The 17,626-nt window shown below is 41.6% G+C and carries 18 protein-coding genes and 1 tRNA gene; 7 read left to right on the top strand and 12 right to left on the bottom strand.

Translation table 11 applies throughout. The features are described from left to right. Positions 1–443: 443 nt before the first annotated feature. The 4 genes from V7L20_RS30535 to fabI all read right to left on the bottom strand — a co-directional run bounded on the left by V7L20_RS30535 (position 444) and on the right by fabI (position 5,104). Positions 444–1,916 (bottom strand): polysaccharide biosynthesis/export family protein, encoded by a 1,473-nt coding sequence (locus tag V7L20_RS30535; RefSeq protein WP_334747659.1) that lies wholly within the window; start codon positions 1,914–1,916, stop codon positions 444–446. Between the two features lie 499 nt (positions 1,917–2,415). Further along, positions 2,416–3,399, bottom strand: coding sequence for an ABC transporter ATP-binding protein (locus tag V7L20_RS30530; protein WP_334747658.1), 984 nt, complete (start codon positions 3,397–3,399; stop codon positions 2,416–2,418). Between the two features lie 197 nt (positions 3,400–3,596). Next, positions 3,597–4,232, bottom strand: a complete 636-nt coding sequence (gene hisB / locus V7L20_RS30525; RefSeq protein ID WP_334747657.1) for an imidazoleglycerol-phosphate dehydratase HisB — start codon at positions 4,230–4,232, stop codon at positions 3,597–3,599. Positions 4,233–4,327: 95 nt separating this feature from the next. Then, entirely contained in the window at positions 4,328–5,104 is a 777-nt protein-coding gene (gene fabI / locus V7L20_RS30520) for an enoyl-ACP reductase FabI (RefSeq protein WP_334747656.1), read from the bottom strand. Positions 5,105–5,485: 381 nt separating this feature from the next. On the opposite strand from fabI, the gene ntcA reads away from it, so the two are divergent. The 3 genes from ntcA (at position 5,486) to V7L20_RS30505 (ending at position 8,392) form a co-directional block, all read left to right on the top strand. Further along, the gene (ntcA, locus tag V7L20_RS30515) at positions 5,486–6,157 is read left to right on the top strand and encodes a global nitrogen regulator NtcA (RefSeq protein WP_010998529.1); all 672 of its coding nucleotides are present in this window, start codon (positions 5,486–5,488) and stop codon (positions 6,155–6,157) included. Between the two features lie 168 nt (positions 6,158–6,325). Continuing rightward, positions 6,326–7,816, top strand: coding sequence for a DUF3084 domain-containing protein (locus tag V7L20_RS30510; protein WP_334747655.1), 1,491 nt, complete (start codon positions 6,326–6,328; stop codon positions 7,814–7,816). A 123-nt stretch (positions 7,817–7,939) separates the two neighbouring features. After that, positions 7,940–8,392 carry a resolvase gene (locus tag V7L20_RS30505; RefSeq protein WP_334747654.1) on the top strand — a complete coding sequence of 151 codons (453 nt, stop codon included), beginning with the start codon at positions 7,940–7,942 and terminating at the stop codon, positions 8,390–8,392. A 126-nt stretch (positions 8,393–8,518) separates the two neighbouring features. On the opposite strand, the gene V7L20_RS30500 is transcribed toward V7L20_RS30505, so the two are convergent. Beyond that, positions 8,519–8,782, bottom strand: a complete 264-nt coding sequence (locus V7L20_RS30500) for a DUF3146 family protein (protein WP_179067550.1) — start codon at positions 8,780–8,782, stop codon at positions 8,519–8,521. 355 nt (positions 8,783–9,137) lie between these two features. Beyond that, a complete protein-coding gene (locus V7L20_RS30495; protein WP_334747653.1) occupies positions 9,138–9,584 on the bottom strand; it encodes a hypothetical protein in 447 nt (148 codons plus the stop codon). Between the two features lie 150 nt (positions 9,585–9,734). On the opposite strand from V7L20_RS30495, the gene V7L20_RS30490 reads away from it, so the two are divergent. Continuing rightward, complete coding sequence (locus tag V7L20_RS30490; RefSeq protein WP_334747652.1) at positions 9,735–9,911, top strand: hypothetical protein; 177 nt, start codon at positions 9,735–9,737, stop codon at positions 9,909–9,911. A 425-nt stretch (positions 9,912–10,336) separates the two neighbouring features. Then, positions 10,337–11,203 carry an aldo/keto reductase gene (locus tag V7L20_RS30485; protein WP_334747651.1) on the top strand — a complete coding sequence of 289 codons (867 nt, stop codon included), beginning with the start codon at positions 10,337–10,339 and terminating at the stop codon, positions 11,201–11,203. A gap of 128 nt (positions 11,204–11,331) precedes the next feature. Here V7L20_RS30485 and V7L20_RS30480 read toward each other — a convergent pair whose 3' ends face one another. The 6 genes from V7L20_RS30480 to V7L20_RS30455 form a co-directional block, all read right to left on the bottom strand. Further along, complete coding sequence (locus V7L20_RS30480) at positions 11,332–11,790, bottom strand: type II toxin-antitoxin system VapC family toxin (protein ID WP_334747650.1); 459 nt, start codon at positions 11,788–11,790, stop codon at positions 11,332–11,334. Then, on the bottom strand, positions 11,787–12,053 hold the full coding sequence (locus V7L20_RS30475; protein ID WP_190939174.1) for a FitA-like ribbon-helix-helix domain-containing protein: 267 nt from the start codon (positions 12,051–12,053) through the stop codon (positions 11,787–11,789). The genes V7L20_RS30480 and V7L20_RS30475 overlap by 4 nt, the downstream gene beginning before the upstream one ends. A 220-nt stretch (positions 12,054–12,273) precedes the next feature. Then, positions 12,274–13,044 (bottom strand): hypothetical protein, encoded by a 771-nt coding sequence (locus tag V7L20_RS30470; RefSeq protein ID WP_334747649.1) that lies wholly within the window; start codon positions 13,042–13,044, stop codon positions 12,274–12,276. Beyond that, on the bottom strand, positions 13,011–14,858 hold the full coding sequence (locus tag V7L20_RS30465) for a DEAD/DEAH box helicase (protein ID WP_334747648.1): 1,848 nt from the start codon (positions 14,856–14,858) through the stop codon (positions 13,011–13,013). The genes V7L20_RS30470 and V7L20_RS30465 overlap by 34 nt, the downstream gene beginning before the upstream one ends. Positions 14,859–15,290: 432 nt before the next feature. Beyond that, positions 15,291–15,375, bottom strand: a tRNA-Ser gene (locus V7L20_RS30460). A 131-nt stretch (positions 15,376–15,506) separates the two neighbouring features. After that, positions 15,507–16,424 (bottom strand): TIGR04168 family protein, encoded by a 918-nt coding sequence (locus V7L20_RS30455; protein WP_334747647.1) that lies wholly within the window; start codon positions 16,422–16,424, stop codon positions 15,507–15,509. Between V7L20_RS30455 and V7L20_RS30450 the strand changes: the two genes are divergently transcribed. Beyond that, positions 16,404–16,559, top strand: a complete 156-nt coding sequence (locus V7L20_RS30450; protein ID WP_334747646.1) for a hypothetical protein — start codon at positions 16,404–16,406, stop codon at positions 16,557–16,559. The genes V7L20_RS30455 and V7L20_RS30450 overlap by 21 nt on opposite strands. Positions 16,560–16,573: 14 nt before the next feature. Continuing rightward, positions 16,574–17,548 (top strand): quinolinate synthase NadA, encoded by a 975-nt coding sequence (gene nadA, locus V7L20_RS30445; RefSeq protein WP_334747645.1) that lies wholly within the window; start codon positions 16,574–16,576, stop codon positions 17,546–17,548. Positions 17,549–17,626: the final 78 nt, after the last annotated feature.

Genomic DNA, 17,626 nt, shown 5'->3' with positions numbered 1-17,626 from the left:
TAAAATAAAGTTTTAAAAAGCCTATCAATAGTAAATTAAGAATTTTCAGGGAAGACTTTAGGTCTACAGTATTTTTAAGCGAGTAATATTACCTAAAAAAGTCTAAAATTGAGATATAAAATACAATTTTCGAGGAAGCGATCGCTCCATACAAGCTAGTTCTGTACCCTAGTCTTGTTTTATCCTGTGGAGAGGTTGCGTAGCTTGCTTTCCCATAAAAGTACGATAATATTCTATAATTCTTTTCTATAGCAATCCAAATTAAATTGTGAAAAAAGACGGAGATAAAAAGACCGATTTATAAGCTTTTCAACTTTTTTGTCTCTCACAAATGATTAAATAGGGCTATATTGACTCTTGACTATTGAGCCGTGACTCATAGTTAGTGCAATTTTGGGGCGCAAAGATTTGACCGACGCCCCGAATTTAATCCTTATCTTAAACTAGAGTCCGAACACCCTCAAAATGCTAAATATAACACCTAGAGGCCCAGTTATAGTGTTTGTGGTATCGCCAGTTTTAGCTAAACCAGATCGGTTGACTACTACAACGTCATTATTGCGGAGTATGGGATTAGTTTGCTCATTAATACCAGCAGAGAAATCCACTTTTACTATACGTTTAGTAACAGAACCATTAGGGTTGAGGCGAATCAAATCAACAGCACTACTACTAGCTCTAGCATCATTAAATCCTCCAGCAGCGAGTATAGCTTGATTTAAAGAGCTATTCGGCTGAACGTCTGTTAACCCTGGTTTTTTAACTTCACCTACCACACCAACTTGAATGCGTGCAGGAGATAAAGTAGTGGTAGCCAATTGAGTAGCTTCTGCGGGGTTGATTTCAGTTGCCGTCGGAATAACAATTGTATCTCCGTCTTGCACAATAATATCTTGATTGGCGTCACCACTTTGCAATAATTGCCAAAGATTGATATCTATAGCTTGTTCTGAGCCAGTTCTTGTAGGTCGGCGTAGCTTGAGATTACGAATATCAGCCTGTGCTGTAATTCCCCCAGCTAGTTGAATTACCCGTGTTACATTTGGTAGACCTGAGGGAGAAGCAGTACCACTATTAGTAGTTGCGCCTCCTCCTTGTGCATCTGCGTTAGCTGGGGTGACAAGATATGAACCGGGACGGTTAACTTCACCAATAATTGTTACAGTGCGGGGTGTGGTTTGGCTAGCGGCAAAGTTAGATGCAAATATATTGCGGGATTCTGCGACGTTGAAATTGGTTGCAGTTGGCACAACTATAGTGTCTCCATCCCGCAAGGTAATATCTTGTGATAACCTGCCTGTTTGGATGAGTTCCTTCAAATTAATACTGACGGTTTGCTCTGAGGAGCGTCCTATTTTACGCCGTAACTGAACTTGAGTCACATCCGCAGCCAAGGTTACCCCCTGCGCTGTTGTCAGTGCGGCTAATACAGTGGGGTATTGTACGCCTGGATTGTCTCCCGCGCTTCCGCTCAAGTTGAGAGTGTAAGCTCCTGGACGTGTCACCTCTCCGGCAACGAAAACATTGATAGGACGAGACGACAACAAATTTATTGAAATCAAAGGGCGTTTGAGGAAGCGAGCATATCTTCTAGCAATTTCGTCAGCAGCCTGTTCAGTTGTTAGACCAAGGACTGACACACTGCCAATTAAAGGTAGGTTGATTGCTCCACCTGGGGGAATTTGATATTCGCCTGTGTATTCAGGCACTTCAAATACATTTACACGGATGCGATCGCCGCCTCCTAATGAATAATTAGTATCTAATTGTGTTGATGTAGTTGGTGTTTGTGTTGTTGGTGGTAATGGTTGTCCCTGAGCTAGACTGGCAAATGGCACAACCGCATTGACAGTAGTTAACAAAGCCACACCCACAACTGGCTGAGTTAGGAATTTAAACAAACTTGTATTAAACATATTTACCTGAGACTCTGAAACTACAATCAATAATGTACTGTCTAAACATTTTTATTTGGACTATACCTAAGTATTCAAGTTCCCCAACACTCTTATTTTCCTCGAAAAGTGTGATTTTCCGGAGAAAATTTGTTTATTTAATTTGAATTTTTAATGAAGATAATTTAAAGTTAAGCCAATTTGAATATAGGAATTATAAAAAATATTAGCATTTACATAAATAAACGCAGTTGAGCCAAGATTTTTTTATTAATTAATCAGGCAATGATGAAGAAAGTTTTCTTATAAAATCAATTATATGACATTTTAACTGTGATTTAAAACTTACTATTAGTACCAAACTTATCAGCAACTTCATTCAATAAAACTAAACTTAACAAGAGATTTTAATTGGGTTTTTTGTCGGTTGGCTTCAGAAAGATTAACTCCAAAAGGCATAAAATTTGGTTTTTGCTTCTTAAGCTAACCCAAAACTTACTTTTGGCAATAAACAGGAAGACTAATTCAGTAAGTTATTTTTTTTTTGGATTTGTTGAATAAAAAACTCTTCTAAAGAGTAACGCGACAAGTTCATGGCAATAATTTTACCTTCCATAAGACGAAGACTGGCGAGAAAATCATAGTAATCGTCTTGTAGTGTACCTTGCCAGGAACCATCAGGTTCAAATCTGAGACTGGGTATCCATTTTTTCAGAATTTCCCAGTCACCACCTTGACCTTTGACGTGATATGTGTTGTTTCTGCCTAAGAGTTCATTCAGGGAACCAGAGCAGATTAATTCACCTTGAGCGAGGATGGCAATGCGATCGCAAATCTGTTCTACTTCACTAAGAACGTGGCTGTTGAAAAAAATTGTCTTACCAGCAGCTTTTAGCGCCAGGATAATTTCCCGCATTTGGTAGCGTCCCACAGGATCAAGACCAGACATCGGTTCATCGAGAAAAACTAAATCTGGCTCGTTAATTAGCGCCTGTGCCATACCGACACGCTGTAGCATTCCTTTAGAGTAGCGACGCAGCAGCTTTTTGCGGGCATCTGCTTGGGATAAACCCACTAATTCCAGCAGTTGGGGAATGCGTTGGCGTTGGACACTTTGGGGAATTTGGAATAGCCCGGCGGTTAGCTGCAAAAATTCCCAGCCAGTGAGATAGTCATACAAATAGGGATTTTCTGGCAGATAGCCGATATGTTGCTTGATAGTGCGATCGCCTATTGGCTTACCCAATAATAAGCCCCGTCCAGAGGTAGGGCGAATAATTCCCAGCAATAATTTTAAAAGGGTGGTTTTACCAGCACCGTTTGGCCCTAGCAACCCAAAGGTTTCGCCTTGATAAACTGTTAAAGAACAGTTTTTGAGAGATACGACTTTTTGATTTAACCAAAAACCAGTCCGATAGACTTTTCGTAACTCAGAAGTCAGCACTACTGGCAAAGTGTCTGTCGTACTAAGTTGAGAATCAGGGTCATCTGCAACAGACTTCATCTCGGTTCAATTACTAATTACCCAGTAGGCTGATAATAACCATCACGGAGCAGTGTGTCAATTATCGGGAACTGGGGAGTAGGGAGTGGGGACAAGGTGACAAGAGGTGAGAACTTGCAACAAGTCTTTGCCCTTGTCTCTGATTTTCCTTGTCCTCAAGTCCTTTTTCCCATACCCCATGCCCCTTTTGACTCCTTTCACAGAACACCTTTAGAACTAGGAATTAGACCAGCACGACGAGGGTCAATTTCCACCGCCAGCCGCGTTGCCCTCGCAAACGCCTTAAATGTCGCTTCAATAATGTGATGGGAATTAATGCCATCTAGTTGCCGAATGTGCAGTGTCATTTGGCTATGGTTCACCAGCGCCACAAAGAATTCGCGCACAAGTTGAGTGTCATAGGTTCCTACACGCTGGGTAGGAATTTGCAAACCGTAGCTGAGGTAAGGGCGTCCAGAAAAGTCTAGTGCTACCTGAACTAAGGCTTCATCCAGTGGCGCGAGAAAATTACCAAAGCGGACAATACCTTTTCTGTCACCTAATGCTTGGTTAAAAGCTTGGCCCAAGGTAATGCCTACATCTTCGTTGGTGTGATGGTCATCAATTTCCCAGTCTCCCTTGGCTTGAACATCTATATCAATCAGCCCGTGGGAGGCAATTTGATGCAACATGTGATCCAAGAACGGAACGCCTGTTGCTGCCGTGCAAGTTCCTCTACCATCCAGGTTGATGGTAACTTGCACAGCAGTTTCCCCAGTGGTGCGGTGAACAGTCGCAATCCGAGGGGTTTTAGTTGACTGGTCGTAGTTTGAATTTAGTTTGGTTGTTTGCATGGGGAGTGGAAAGAGTTAAAAGTTAGGAGTTATGAGTTATGAGTTATAAATTTTTAACTCTTAACTCCTCACTCCTAACTCCTAACTTTATCGCGTCACATTCCCATAATTTCATATCCTGCATCTACATATAGAACTTGTCCAGTAATACCACTAGACAAATCACTACATAAGAAAGCGGCAGCGTTGCCCACTTCTAGCTGAGTGACGGTGCGTCGTAGGGGAGCTACTTCTTCTACATGATGAATCATATCCAAAATTCCACCTACTGCTGAAGATGCTAAAGTGCGGATAGGGCCTGCAGAGATGGCATTGACGCGGATATTTTGCTGCCCTAGTTCAGCAGCCAAGTAACGTACACTTGTTTCTAACCCAGCTTTAGCAACTCCCATAACGTTATAGTTGGGGATTGCTTTGACACCGCCTAAAAACGTCAAAGTGACGATACTACCTCCCTCGGTCATCAAAGGTTTAGCTGCACCGCTTAACTGCACCAATGAGTAGGTACTGATTTCTAAGGCGGTGTTGAAGCCAGAACGAGAAGTTTGGCTAAAATCTCCACTCAAATCATCTTTGCTGGCAAAAGCAAGACAATGAATCAGGATGTCTAGCTTTCCCCACTGTTCGTGGATTGTCTTAAAGGTAGATTCAATCTGCTGATCATTTTGAACATTACAGGGAAGAAATAAACTGGGGTTGAGAGGTTCTACCAATTCTGCAACTTTTTTCTCCATCTTGCCGCGTTCATCGGGTAGGTAGGTAATACCCAGGTTTGCTCCGGCTTTGTGCAGCTGTTGGGCAATGCCCCAGGCGATCGAGCGGTTATTGGCAATACCTGTAACAAGAGCATTTTTTCCAGTCAGATTTAGCATATAAATTGTTAATGCGATCGATCATCTAGGAGCATACTAGAATCTGAGGCACGTTTTGTCTTTGTTTTATACAGGATTTGCAAAAATGAATATTGGTAAGAGTGTTTGCTGTGACAAAAATCTTGATTTTTCCTAAAGATATTTTCAAAATAACTTTATTTGTTCTTTAAAAAACCCTTGTAAATATAGCTATTGGAAGTACTTATCAACAATTAGTAGCTGAAAGGATCAACAATTATGTATCATTATAAACAAAGAGTTATGAAGAGATTAGTTTGAGTATAGGAAAGTACAGAAAGGTTGACGGTGCTTTATTCATTTTTCAGGTGTATTCTTAGATAATCAGTTTTTGTTTTTCCGGCATTGGGTAGGGGAAGGGAGATGATCGTGACACAAGATAAAGCCCTAGCAAATGTATTTCGTCAGATGGCGACCGGGGCGTTTCCGCCAGTTGTGGAAACGTTTGAACGCAATAAAACGATCTTTTTTCCTGGCGATCCTGCCGAACGAGTTTATTTTCTTTTGAAAGGTGCTGTTAAACTTTCCAGGGTGTATGAGGCAGGAGAGGAAATAACGGTAGCGCTGCTGCGGGAAAATAGTGTTTTTGGTGTATTGTCATTGCTGACGGGAAATAAGTCGGATCGGTTTTACCATGCGGTTGCATTTACGCCTGTGGAATTACTGTCAGCGCCAATTGAACAAGTAGAGCAAGCACTCAAGGAAAATCCAGAATTATCAATGTTAATGCTGCGAGGTCTGTCTTCGCGCATTTTACAGACGGAGATGATGATTGAAACTCTCGCTCACCGAGATATGGGTTCTAGGTTGGTGAGTTTTTTGTTAATTCTTTGTCGAGATTTTGGGGTTCCTTGTGCAGATGGAATCACAATTGATTTGAAGTTATCTCATCAAGCGATCGCAGAAGCAATTGGTTCAACTCGTGTTACCGTTACTAGGCTACTGGGAGATTTGCGTGAGAAAAAGATGATTTCTATCCACAAAAAGAAGATTACTGTGCATAAGCCTGTTACCTTAAGTAGGCAGTTCACATAAAAACAATTGGAGAAAGGGGAATCGGCGCGTGTTGTATTTTGAAAAATGACACTAATAGCTAGAGGTAAATCTAAAATTGAATAATTTCAGCTATTGCCAATTTCCACTTATTTCCAGACAATGGTTAAAAGTAGTAGGCTGTATCTGGAAGGATTTCGGTAGCTAAAGATGACCACCGGATACATCCTCATCGCAGCAATTTTAATTCTGGGAGGCGTAATTGCAACCGTAGGCGATCGCATTGGCACACGAGTTGGCAAAGCCCGCCTCTCACTTTTTAACCTTCGTCCGAAAAATACTGCTGTACTAGTAACTATTTTTACGGGCGGTTTGATTTCAGCATCAACTTTAGGAATTTTATTCGCTGCCGACGAAGGTTTGCGAAAGGGAGTTTTTGAGTTAGAAGATATTCAAACAGACCTTAGACAGAAGCGAGAACAGCTAAAAACAGCAGAAACTCAAAAAAGTCAGGTAGAGAGTGAGTTAAACCAAGCAAGAATAGCCCAAGCAAAAGCACAACAAAACTTGCAGGTAATTAATCAATATTTGCAGGCGGCGAATGCCAAACAACGCCAAACACAAGCTCAGTTGAACCGCACCATTAGTCAACAAGCCCAAACTCAAACTCAACTCCAACGCACTCAAGGGCAGCTAGGACAAGTTGTAACTCAGTACAAAAAAGCTATAGCTGAATTGCAAAGCGTTTACAATCAGAGAAAGGAGCTACAGGCGGCTGTTGAACTACTGAAGACAGAACGTCAACGACTGTACGCTGAAGCTAAAAAAGCTATTGACGAAGCCAAAACAGCTATTGAAAAACGCGATCACGAACTTGCTAATCGTCAAGAAGGCATAAAAGTGCGCGATCAAAAAATCTCCCAACTCGATCAATTGATTCAAAAGCGTAATGTAGAAGTTGCAGCGCGAGAGCAAGTGATTGCCACACGGGAATCACGCCTCAAAGACTTGGAAACACAACAAGAGCAACTAGAAATGGAAGTTGCAAGGTTGGAAAAATATTATCAGTCTTACCGCGACCTGCGTCTAGGTAAGCTGGCCTTAGTTCGCGGTCAAGTTCTCTCTGCTGCTGTAATTCGTGTTACCCAACCTGCTGCTGCTCGTCAGGCAGTGGTACAACTTTTACAAGAAGCTAATCGCAATGCTAACCTCGAATTAAGTGAGCCTGGGGCAAATCCTGCAAATGTCGAGCTACTGCGCGTAACTCAAGATAGGGTTGACCAATTGAGCAAGCCGATTAGCGATGGTCAAGAATACGTCGTGCGAATTTTCTCGGCTGGTAATTACGTTAGGGGAGAAAAGCAGATAGAATTTTTTACCGATACAGCCCGCAATCAACTGGTTTTTTCGGGAGGCGCAGTGCTGGCCACAACGACTGCTGATTCCAAAACCATGACATCTTATCAGTTACAGCAGCGACTAGAAATACTGATTTCTGCTTCCCAATTTCGGGCCCGTAATGCTGGAATTGTCGAAGATGTGCAAGTAGAAGGGACTTTCTTACGCTTTGTCAGCCAATTAAGACAGTACAATCAACCATTGGAGATTAAAGCGATCGCAGCAGAGGACACTTATACAGCCGGACCATTGAGAGTAAAATTAGTGGCAATAGTCAATGGACAAATTATTTTTAGTACTTAAAACATTATTTGCACACTCTTATTAGTAAGATTTAAACATATCGAACAGCATTGAAAATAATTGCTGTGATTGCATTTATTCATTTCTAATTCTTAATTTTTAATTTTTAATTTTTAATTTCTTATGACTTTCCGGGAATTTCCACCAACGCAACCAGTCATATTGGGTTTTGATCCAGGTCGAGATAAGTGTGGTTTAGCGGTGATGGGACTGGATCGGCAATTGTTTTATCATCAGGTTGTGCTAGCAAAAGAGGCGATCGCTACCATTGAGACACTGCGTCAAAAGTTTCCGATTTCTTTGATGGTGATGGGCGACCAAACTACAGCCAAGCAGTGGAGACAGCAATTATATCAGGAATTGACAGAACCGTTGAGTATCATTTTAGTAGATGAGCGCTACACAACCTTAGAAGCACGCGATCGCTATTGGCAAATGTTCCCGCCCAAAGGGCTAATAAAGCTATTGCCACAGGGTCTGCGACAGCCACCAAGACCGATAGATGACATTGTTGCCATCCTCTTAATCGAAAGATACCTAAATCGCCTCACTGAATCAGCCAATTATAAATTTTGAATTTTGAATTTTGGATTAAAGGAAAAATTTCAAATCTAAAATTCAAAATTGTTAGATTTTGGATTCAATCTAAAATCTAAAATCTAAAATCCAAAATTGAATGGCTTTTAACTTTTAAAGTTGCGCTTAAAGTTGCGCCCGAATAGTAAAAGCATAATCTCCTCCAGGTTCTAGCTGATAATCTTGTTGCTCCAAGAATCGACCGAGGGGTTCTTTGATTAAGGCGCGACCTTGGGAAGGCTTGACGGCAAGTTCTCCCCGGCGAAAATGCCACTGGAAATGCCACTCAAACTCACCCGCACTCACTTCACCTTCAAGAAAGCCGTGTTGCCAGGATTGGCGGGTAATTCTGACATGGGCAATGGTTTCTGGCAGACGTTTTGCACTCACAATGCTTTATGTCAAATGTGAAATAACAGCCGCTTATATAGGCTTGCTACTTATTCTATTTACCAAACATAGCTTAATTAGACAAACTGACAAAGTGGGTATTTGTAGTTGACTAGGTTGTGTTAATGAGCAAAACGACTCCAGTATCCTAAAGTCGCTGCCATAACGCAATAAGGTTTTTAAAGTATTGGGCGAATAGAATTCGCTACTATACAAGCGAAGTCCACCTCCGTGGACTAATGCAAAATCAAGGGCTTGCTGACCCACGGAGATGGGTAAAGTCTCGTGTAGCCGCGAATTATATTCGCCCGACGAGTAATAAATTAGACTTTAGAAATATCCTTTAAAGGCTTGCTTAGTAAGCGGCTATCTCAGCGCCACTATCAATGTAAGGTGTCCTATCAGTGTCATCGTGGGAACAGGTAAGAACCATTCTAGTTGGCTCATTTAAATTAACGAGTGTAACCCCACTGATTGTAGATGCCACAGATGCACCCAGTTGTACCCCAACGATTGCTGCGTGTATAGAAAGAATCTCACCTGTTTCTTTGGCGCGGACATAGCATCGCACCGTAGCATTGAATCCAGTATTTACAGCTGTCGCTGAATAATTAACTATCCACTTACCACGGGGAAGAAGAATTTCCCCTAGCCTGAGTTCCTGAAATGCAGTAGTAGGCAAATAAAGATTCTGTGTTGTCTTGGCAAAGTATGCTGCGTTGATTGCTGTTGCAGGCAGTGTTAAACTAACTACCGATCCAACAATAGCTAACAAGGAACTACCTAATGCTAATGGTTTCATAATTCAATGAATTTTTGGTTAATTACATCAGCTTTATCAACTTTGCAATATAGTGCTAGTAGCTATTTAATACATAATTTTTTAGAAAATCTACATATTTGAGAACCATACTTTTTAAAACTAGTAGGAGCATCTTGGTTAGTTGATGCAATGCCATTGTCAGTCAATGCAATGCCATTGTCAGTCGATGCAATGCCATTGTTAGTCGATGCAATGCCATTGTTAGTCGATGCAATGCCATTGTTAATTGATGCAATGCCATTGTTAATTGATGCAATGCCATTGTTAATCGATGCAATGCCATTGTTAGTCGATGCAATGCTGTAATATCATGTCCAGCCAATTAAGCATAATACCGGGAACCCCACCGCGCCAAAGCTGCGCTTTAGCTACCCTCCCATTAGCAAGGCTACGGTGTATACACAAGTCTCATAAAGTTGCCTAACAGCGTTTAGATCCCCCTAACCCCCTTTTTCAAGGAGGAAAGTTCTTAAAGTCCCTCTTTTTAAGGGGGATTTAGGGGGATCGAATAATTTGTATATACACGATAGCCTTAGCAAGGGGAGGGGTTGGGGGTAGGGTTCTTGTTGATTTATGCAAGAGGGCTAATACCTAACCCGTGAGTAGAGTATTGCACTTATGGATTATTCAATCAACACCGAGTCTAAGTACCAGGGAGGATTTATGATCAATCGTGAAAAAAGCTTTGGCTAGCTGATAGATAATTGGGGCAGGAAGCTAGAGCTAGAAGCATGGAAACCAAACAGCTAGGAAAAACTGGTATTTTTGTGAGTGCGATCGGTTTGGGTGGTATGCCCATGTCAATTTCTAATCGCCCTCCCGAATCGCAATCAATCGAAGTTATTCATCGGGCTTTGGATCTTGGTATTACATTTATTGACACTGCCGACTCATACTGTAAAGATGAGTCAGATAAGCACCACAACGAGCGGCTAATTCACAAGGCACTTACTAGTTATAAAGGCGATGTTAGCCAAGTAATTGTGGCAACAAAGGGCGGGTTAATGCGTCCTAATGGAAACTGGACAAGCAACGGCAATCCAGAACATTTGCGCCAAACAATTCGAGTCAGCTTTGAGGCGTTTGGTGGTGCTAAACCCATCGACGTGTGGCAATACCATTCTCCCGATGCTAATTACACAATTGAAGAATCCCTTGCACCAGTTAAAGAAGCAGTGGAAGCAGGTTTGATTCGGTTTGTAGGAGTTTCTAACTTTTCCGTTGAACAAATTAAACGGGCGCGAGATGTGGTGGATATTGTTTCGGTGCAGAATCAATACAGCCCTTGGCAACGACAGCCAGAAAATGACGGCGTATTGAAGTATTGCGACCAGCAAGGATTGACCTTTTTGCCTTGGAGTCCCTTTGGTGGTAGGCGTCGCCATCAGGACTTACAAGATATCCCTGTGATCGGTAACTTAGCTAAAGAAAAAGGCGTTTCAGTATATAATATCGTCTTAGCGTGGTTGCGTTCCAAGTCGCCCGCTATCTTGCCAATTCCTGGTGCTAGCAAGGTTTCTAGCATTGAAGATTCAGCACAAGCTATTAATGTGAAACTATCTGATGAAGAAGTGCAAAAAATTGATCGGGCAACTTAATTATTCCAAATGATTCTGACTTCAGTGTAATATAGTCTGAACTCATCCCTAACCCTGATGTATTGAGATGTTTAGTCTTATCCAATACTTTGGGGTTGAATACATATAGTGAAGAAAAGCGATCGCTTCTACATTGACTCCAACGGCGGAACCTCGAAGTCATTAAACCAGGAAACATTGTAAGACGAAGGTGCTAAAGCTTTTACCAACTTACCGTCCAGAGTCAGCAAAGTAGCATTAACCTGCTGTGAAAGTGCGACATAAGAGCCATCGTAGGCGGAGATTCCATAATTTAAGGCGATCGCAACTGCATCCGCCATCAAATCAGCCGTGGAGACAACACGCAACGGAAAAGCTTTGAGAGTGGCTAAATCTGTCTGAACCTCAACAGCAGTGTACATCCTTGCACGGACATACTTCCATAAGGCGTTAGCGCACTCAATGTAAAAGAGGTCTGGAACAAATATTTCCGTCTGTGGATTAGCAAAATGGTCAAAAAGTTGATTAACTTTGGCGGTTAGTGGATCAGCAATAAAATACTTGATACACACACTGGTATCTAACACGCATCTTACAGGGGTGGTCATCTGTCGCGGTCTTCTCGAATCAGTTCAGTACTATCAGGTAATCCAAAGTCTGCTGGATTCACACGGCGACGCTGACGGCTTTCTTCTAGAACTTTAAGTACATTCTGTCGTTTCTGGTCTTCTATTTGCTGCGCTTCAGTTTTCAAAGCTTGTTCTAACAGAGTTATAACTTGGGCGTTAATTGAACGGTGTTCAGATGCCGCTAACTCTTGCAGTTTTGCATACAAATCATCGGGTAAATTTCTTACATAAAGGGTAGCCATCGCTTTACCTCAAAGTAGGGTTTTTACTTATGCTAGCACAATGCAAGCATGAGGAGAGAGGCAGAAAACAAGAAGGAGCGATCGCCTGTAGTCTAAATTCCTCTTTAACAAATTGCCATACATCTTGGATAACTTGGTTTCTGAGATTTCTATAATTAGCTACGTATCTTGAGGTTCTACAACACAACGCTTGTGCAACGTTAGTGAGTAAGCATAACCATTAGGGCGAATCCTGATTGAGCGATTTACTGATCAGGCTGTGAAGTTCTCTTAATTGCTCAGAGTCTAAAGCTTGAATTAGTTCCTCTGCTGCTTTCTTAGAGTTATGACGAGGTATGTTAAGCCATAATCCGCCTTTCAAAGTAGCAGATGGTACTCGTTCTAGCCAGTCTCTGGCCACTTTTCGTCCTTCTTCTGTAATCTGATAATAACCACGTTTCTGACCTGATAATCGTTCAATCCATCCTAAATCGAGCCAACGTTGTCTCCAATTGTGTCCGGTACTGAGTACGGTCTGCAACACTTTAGCAATGTATGCTGCATTGATAGGTTGCTCATCTGGTAAATCTTGAATGAGCTTAGAAAACTTCTCCAAATATTTTGATGAACTTCCCCAATTGTTTAGGTGATTATCTTCTATCTCAAATGTTTTTGTATTGCTTGATTCTAGTTCCTTAATAATTTTGTCAATATCTGATGCTTCACAACCCAATCCAAAAGGTGGCTGTGCTTTGCATAATTCTTCATAGGTTTTGAAAGGCTTTCCATGCTCATCAACAAGTTGCTGATAACCATCGTATTCCTTCATCAAGTCACGCCATGCTTTTAACTGTTGAGCATTAAACATGGCATCATGTAGAACTGCTTGCAACTCTAATTTGACAGCAATTGCCCAAGACCGTGAACCAGGTAGTGCGTTTAAATCTCCAGCATTTCCTAAAGTTTCTATGTGAGCCTTCAATCGGTAATTGGATAGTTGTTTTGTAGCCATGCCCACACACGTCCCAGTTCCTCAAGTGTCATTGCTTTACGAGACTTGCCAAAATATTTGACAATCTGCCTATTTATGGTTTTAAAGTCTAGTTTATTTTTCATTGCATAGCTGCGGCCATATTTCTCAATGTTGTCCCGCATAATATCTATTTCTTCACTTCCAGTTAAAGATTCTTGTGGAAGACTTTCTATATTGTTAAATTCTCTTTGTGTTAACTTTGAATTACACATTTCTATGAATCGTTTCAAAGTAATTGTGCTACTGCTAATTCCCAATGTTTGTGCCGTTGATTGAATTATTTCTGTTTCTATATAATCAACAGATTCCCCAGTACTTAGATCAGATGCTCTTGAGCGGGTCAAACTTGAATATAATGGAATAATAGAATTATTTATTTGCTGATTGCTGTTTTCTTCATTAATGCCATTATTGCCAGCACCAGAAATTTTTCTTTCATTTTGCTGTTTTTCTTTTAAGACAATCTCTTGCTCTGTAAGAATTTTCTCCACACACTGGCGAGCTAACTGATCATCGGGAATAAAAATTAATCCTAAATTTTTTAATTGTCCTGCTTTTCTGTCAACTCTTGCTGCTCTTGCCCATGATTGTTCCAGCCAGGGTACACTTCTGATATTAGTTAAGCAAGCAACGTGGGTAATAGCTGGAACATCAAGCCCTTCATATGCCATTGCCACAGTTACTAAAACATCAACTGCTTTTGTATCTCTTGATTGATAGTCTTTCTTAAATTTTTTAATCGCAGACTGCGCGTCTTTCGATTCATCACTTGTTGCTTTAACAGCTGTGTTAATTCCTAGCTCTTTCAACCAGTCGAGATATTGGTTAGCTGTTGAAATTGATGGTGCAAGTACAAGTAATTTGGAACGAGGGTTATTTTTTTTATATTGTTGCCAATTATTAACACAGTTTTTTAATAACTGACGAGCATATCCTGTACTAAGCGCTGTTTGAAGTGCTATACCTGTATAATCTCCAGCGTCTGCAAAACTTTCCACTGAACATTTCTGTCCCGTTTCATCAATCCACTCAGCCTTTCCATCTCCCCACTCAAAATGAAGAGGAACTATAGCACGTTCTCTAAGAGCTTGACTTCGCGTATATTCAATCACTTTTATTTCGTCAGTGCAAGTCAGGTTAGGAGTAAGACCAGCAGGAGTTTGTTTGTAGGGCATAAAAGCAATTTTCTGGCGATCTCCACGCACATGGGTTCCTGTTACGAGAATTAGTAAAACTGCTTCATCTACCAATGGTTGTAAGACTCGATGCCAAATTCCCCCCTCTTCAACATGATGAAACTCATCCAACACCAGAATGTAGCGCTTGTGCCGAAACTCTTGAGCATGAAGGTCAGGGTTAGCTGCTATTGCTTGGTACGTAGCTACATAGCCTGACATTCCCTTACATGGGTTAGGCTCGTTTTTATTTGCCATCACTCTGTGTTCATGCGCTAAATATTGTTTAAAAAAAGCATCATCAAAATTTTCTTCTCCTTGCTTTTGTAAATTTCGTCTTGGGACTATCCAACATATTGCATCAGCAATACTTCCATATAAACCTCGCTGAAAAGGCTGATTTGGAATTAGTTGCGCGGCACCAATTACTGGAATTAAGCTTTTACCACCTCCTGATGTAACCAACATTAAAATTTTTTTGATAGGCTGTCCTGCCTTGATAAGTTTACATATCTCTAGAAACTCGGCTTGATGTTTTCTTAGATTTATTTGCTGACTTAAATTTAGCTGCTGATGGGAAGGTTCTGAAAATAAGTCGAGTTGCTTGGCAGTTGTCATTTTTATATTCTCTTGTGCGGTTTTCGTGTAATGGCATTGAGGACATAATCCCTGCATTTCATGAACATTAGTTCGGTGAGTTTCTGCCCACCGAATAATATGATCTGCATACCAATTTGAAGGCATATCGCACCCGCACAGTTGACACTTTCCATCAGCCGCATACCAGAGGCTGGCGCGTAGTCGTTTCGACCGGAGGAAACGACTCCCTTTTACCATCTAAAAATTCCTCCAGTATTTAACTTATATAGGCTATAATAGTACAAATGTTCTGCAAATGTTTCTATTCTGAGCCAGTGACTTCTGGAAAGTTCAATTAGGGAACGATTACCAACTAGCTGTTAATTTATCAGAATATTGCTCAGTATGTTTACTGTGCAATCAATATTTCACATCTTACTGAACAAAGAATAATCTAGCTTTAACTTTCAACGGAGAGGGGGAGATTCGAACTCCCGGAGGTTTTAGCCTCATCCGATTTCAAGTCGGACGCAATCGACCACTCTGCCACCTCTCCAGTAAATCTGTCAAACTTGTGCCTACCCTACTTTCAGACGCTATTCAGGCGCTTTTTTTGGTTAGCACTAAAGCTGACAGCTCATACTATACCCTATCATCTACGCAGATTGCACTACTGAATGCGAATGTCTACGACACACTACGCGATCGCTCATACAAAATTTCCTCTGATGCCACCTGAAAGTCATTCCCCACCCAAACGAGGGAAACTTGCGAAACCATACCCGCTTCTAGGGTGACAATGGAAAAGTTACGCAACTTCTCGCTGTCATTTTCCACAATCCGTGGTACACTAGCCGCATTTAAATAAATTATCCCTTCTGGACTTCTAAAGATAGATTTCCGCAGCACCTTAGTATGTCTGAGAGTATGGTGCATGTGACCAAATGTCACCAGAGGAATGGTTTTACCAGCAGTCAAGGCTTGAGAAATCGCTTCGCCAAAATCTGGATCGCCAAAATCGCCACCAATTGGATGCCAGTCTTTGCCGCAGGGATCTTCGGGGCGATCGCCTAACCCACTAGGCCCATTGTGACCCAAAAATATAATCGTTTCGTAAGCGGCGCTTTTAACTGCTTTGAAAATGCGATCAGCAGATTCTTCCAAACTCCTCACACCGTAACGTTCTTTACAGATTTCCGCGAATTTCCACTCCGGGCCACCCCAGGTAAAGGGACGACCCCCCACTACAGTTAAATTCCAGGCGGGAAAATCTAACTTACCGTAACCGACATGGGACGGGCCTAATAAATCAAGTTGTTTTTGTACCCAGTCTTCCTTAGAGCGGTCATAAGGAGCCTTTTTGCGTCCCCACTCGGTAGCGGTGTACCAGGCATCGTGGTTGCCCATTACGGCTGCTTTGGGAATATCGAGAGAGGCGATCGCTCTGACCACTTCCACTGACTCGTTGCCAAAATCCCCCACAAACAGCACTAAGTCAACACCCAAATGCTTGAGTGCAACGCTATCTTCCACTTCCCATTGGTCGTGAATATCTCCAACTACAGCAATTTTGAGGTTTATCGATTGAGTTTTCTGACTGGTCATGCCACTTTCCTTGCCGTCTATCTCCAGGATATGAAACTCAGCCCGATTTGGACACAACCCGAAAATATCAACCGTCCACTATTTTTGGTAAAAACTACTATAATTGAATCCACAGGACATAAATTTGCAACATAAAGCACCCCTAAACTGTGTTTACCACTGCATTAGCTCAACGAGAAAAAACCCAACCGGGTGAACTACCACTAGATTTGTTTGCGGCGATTGAGAGTCTCAAAAAAGAACTCAACGCAGTTATCCTGGCACATTATTATCAAGAGCCAGATATTCAGGATATTGCCGACTTTATTGGGGATTCATTACAACTGGCAAGAGCCGCCGAAAAAACCAATGCGGATGCGATCGTCTTTGCTGGTGTTCACTTCATGGCAGAAACAGCAAAGATACTCAATCCCGATAAATTAGTACTTTTACCAGATTTGGATGCTGGTTGTTCTTTAGCAGACAGTTGTCCACCAGACGAATTCGCAGCTTTTAAAGCAGCGCATCCAGATCATCTAGTGGTATCTTACATCAACTGCTCTGCTGATATCAAGGCGATGAGCGATATTATTTGTACTAGTTCCAACGCTGTGAAAATTGTCCAGCAAATACCAAAGGAACAGCCGATTATTTTTGCTCCAGATCGGAATTTAGGGCGTTATGTGATGGAACAGACTGGGCGAGATTTGGTGCTATGGCAAGGTAGCTGTGTTGTCCATGAAACCTTTTCGGAAAAGAAAATTGTCCAATTAAAAATTGCTCATCCCGAAGCAGAAGTGATCGCACACCCAGAATGTGAAAGCAGTGTATTGCGTCATGCCAGCTTTATTGGTTCTACAGCCGCTTTACTCAAGTATTGTCAAAACAGCCCCACCAAAGAATTTATTGTTGCTACAGAGCCGGGAATCATTCACCAAATGCAAAAATTAGCCCCTAACAAGCATTTTATTCCTGCACCGCCGATGAATAACTGTGCTTGCAATGAATGTCCATTTATGCGGTTAAACACCCTAGAAAAGCTCTACTGGGCAATGAAAAATCGTACTCCCGAAATTACCATGTCAGAGGATATTCGCCTTGCTGCACTGCGACCAATGCAACGAATGCTGGAGATGAGCGTGTAACTAGTATTTTGTATATATCTGGTAGAGACGCAGTTTTATTGCGTCTCTATCCATAAGTTATTTTTCCAATCACTTGCA

This window comes from Nostoc sp. (assembly GCF_036916735.1).
Lineage (GTDB): Bacteria > Cyanobacteriota > Cyanobacteriia > Cyanobacteriales > Nostocaceae > Nostoc.
This window is presented reverse-complemented; position numbering and strand designations above follow the sequence as displayed.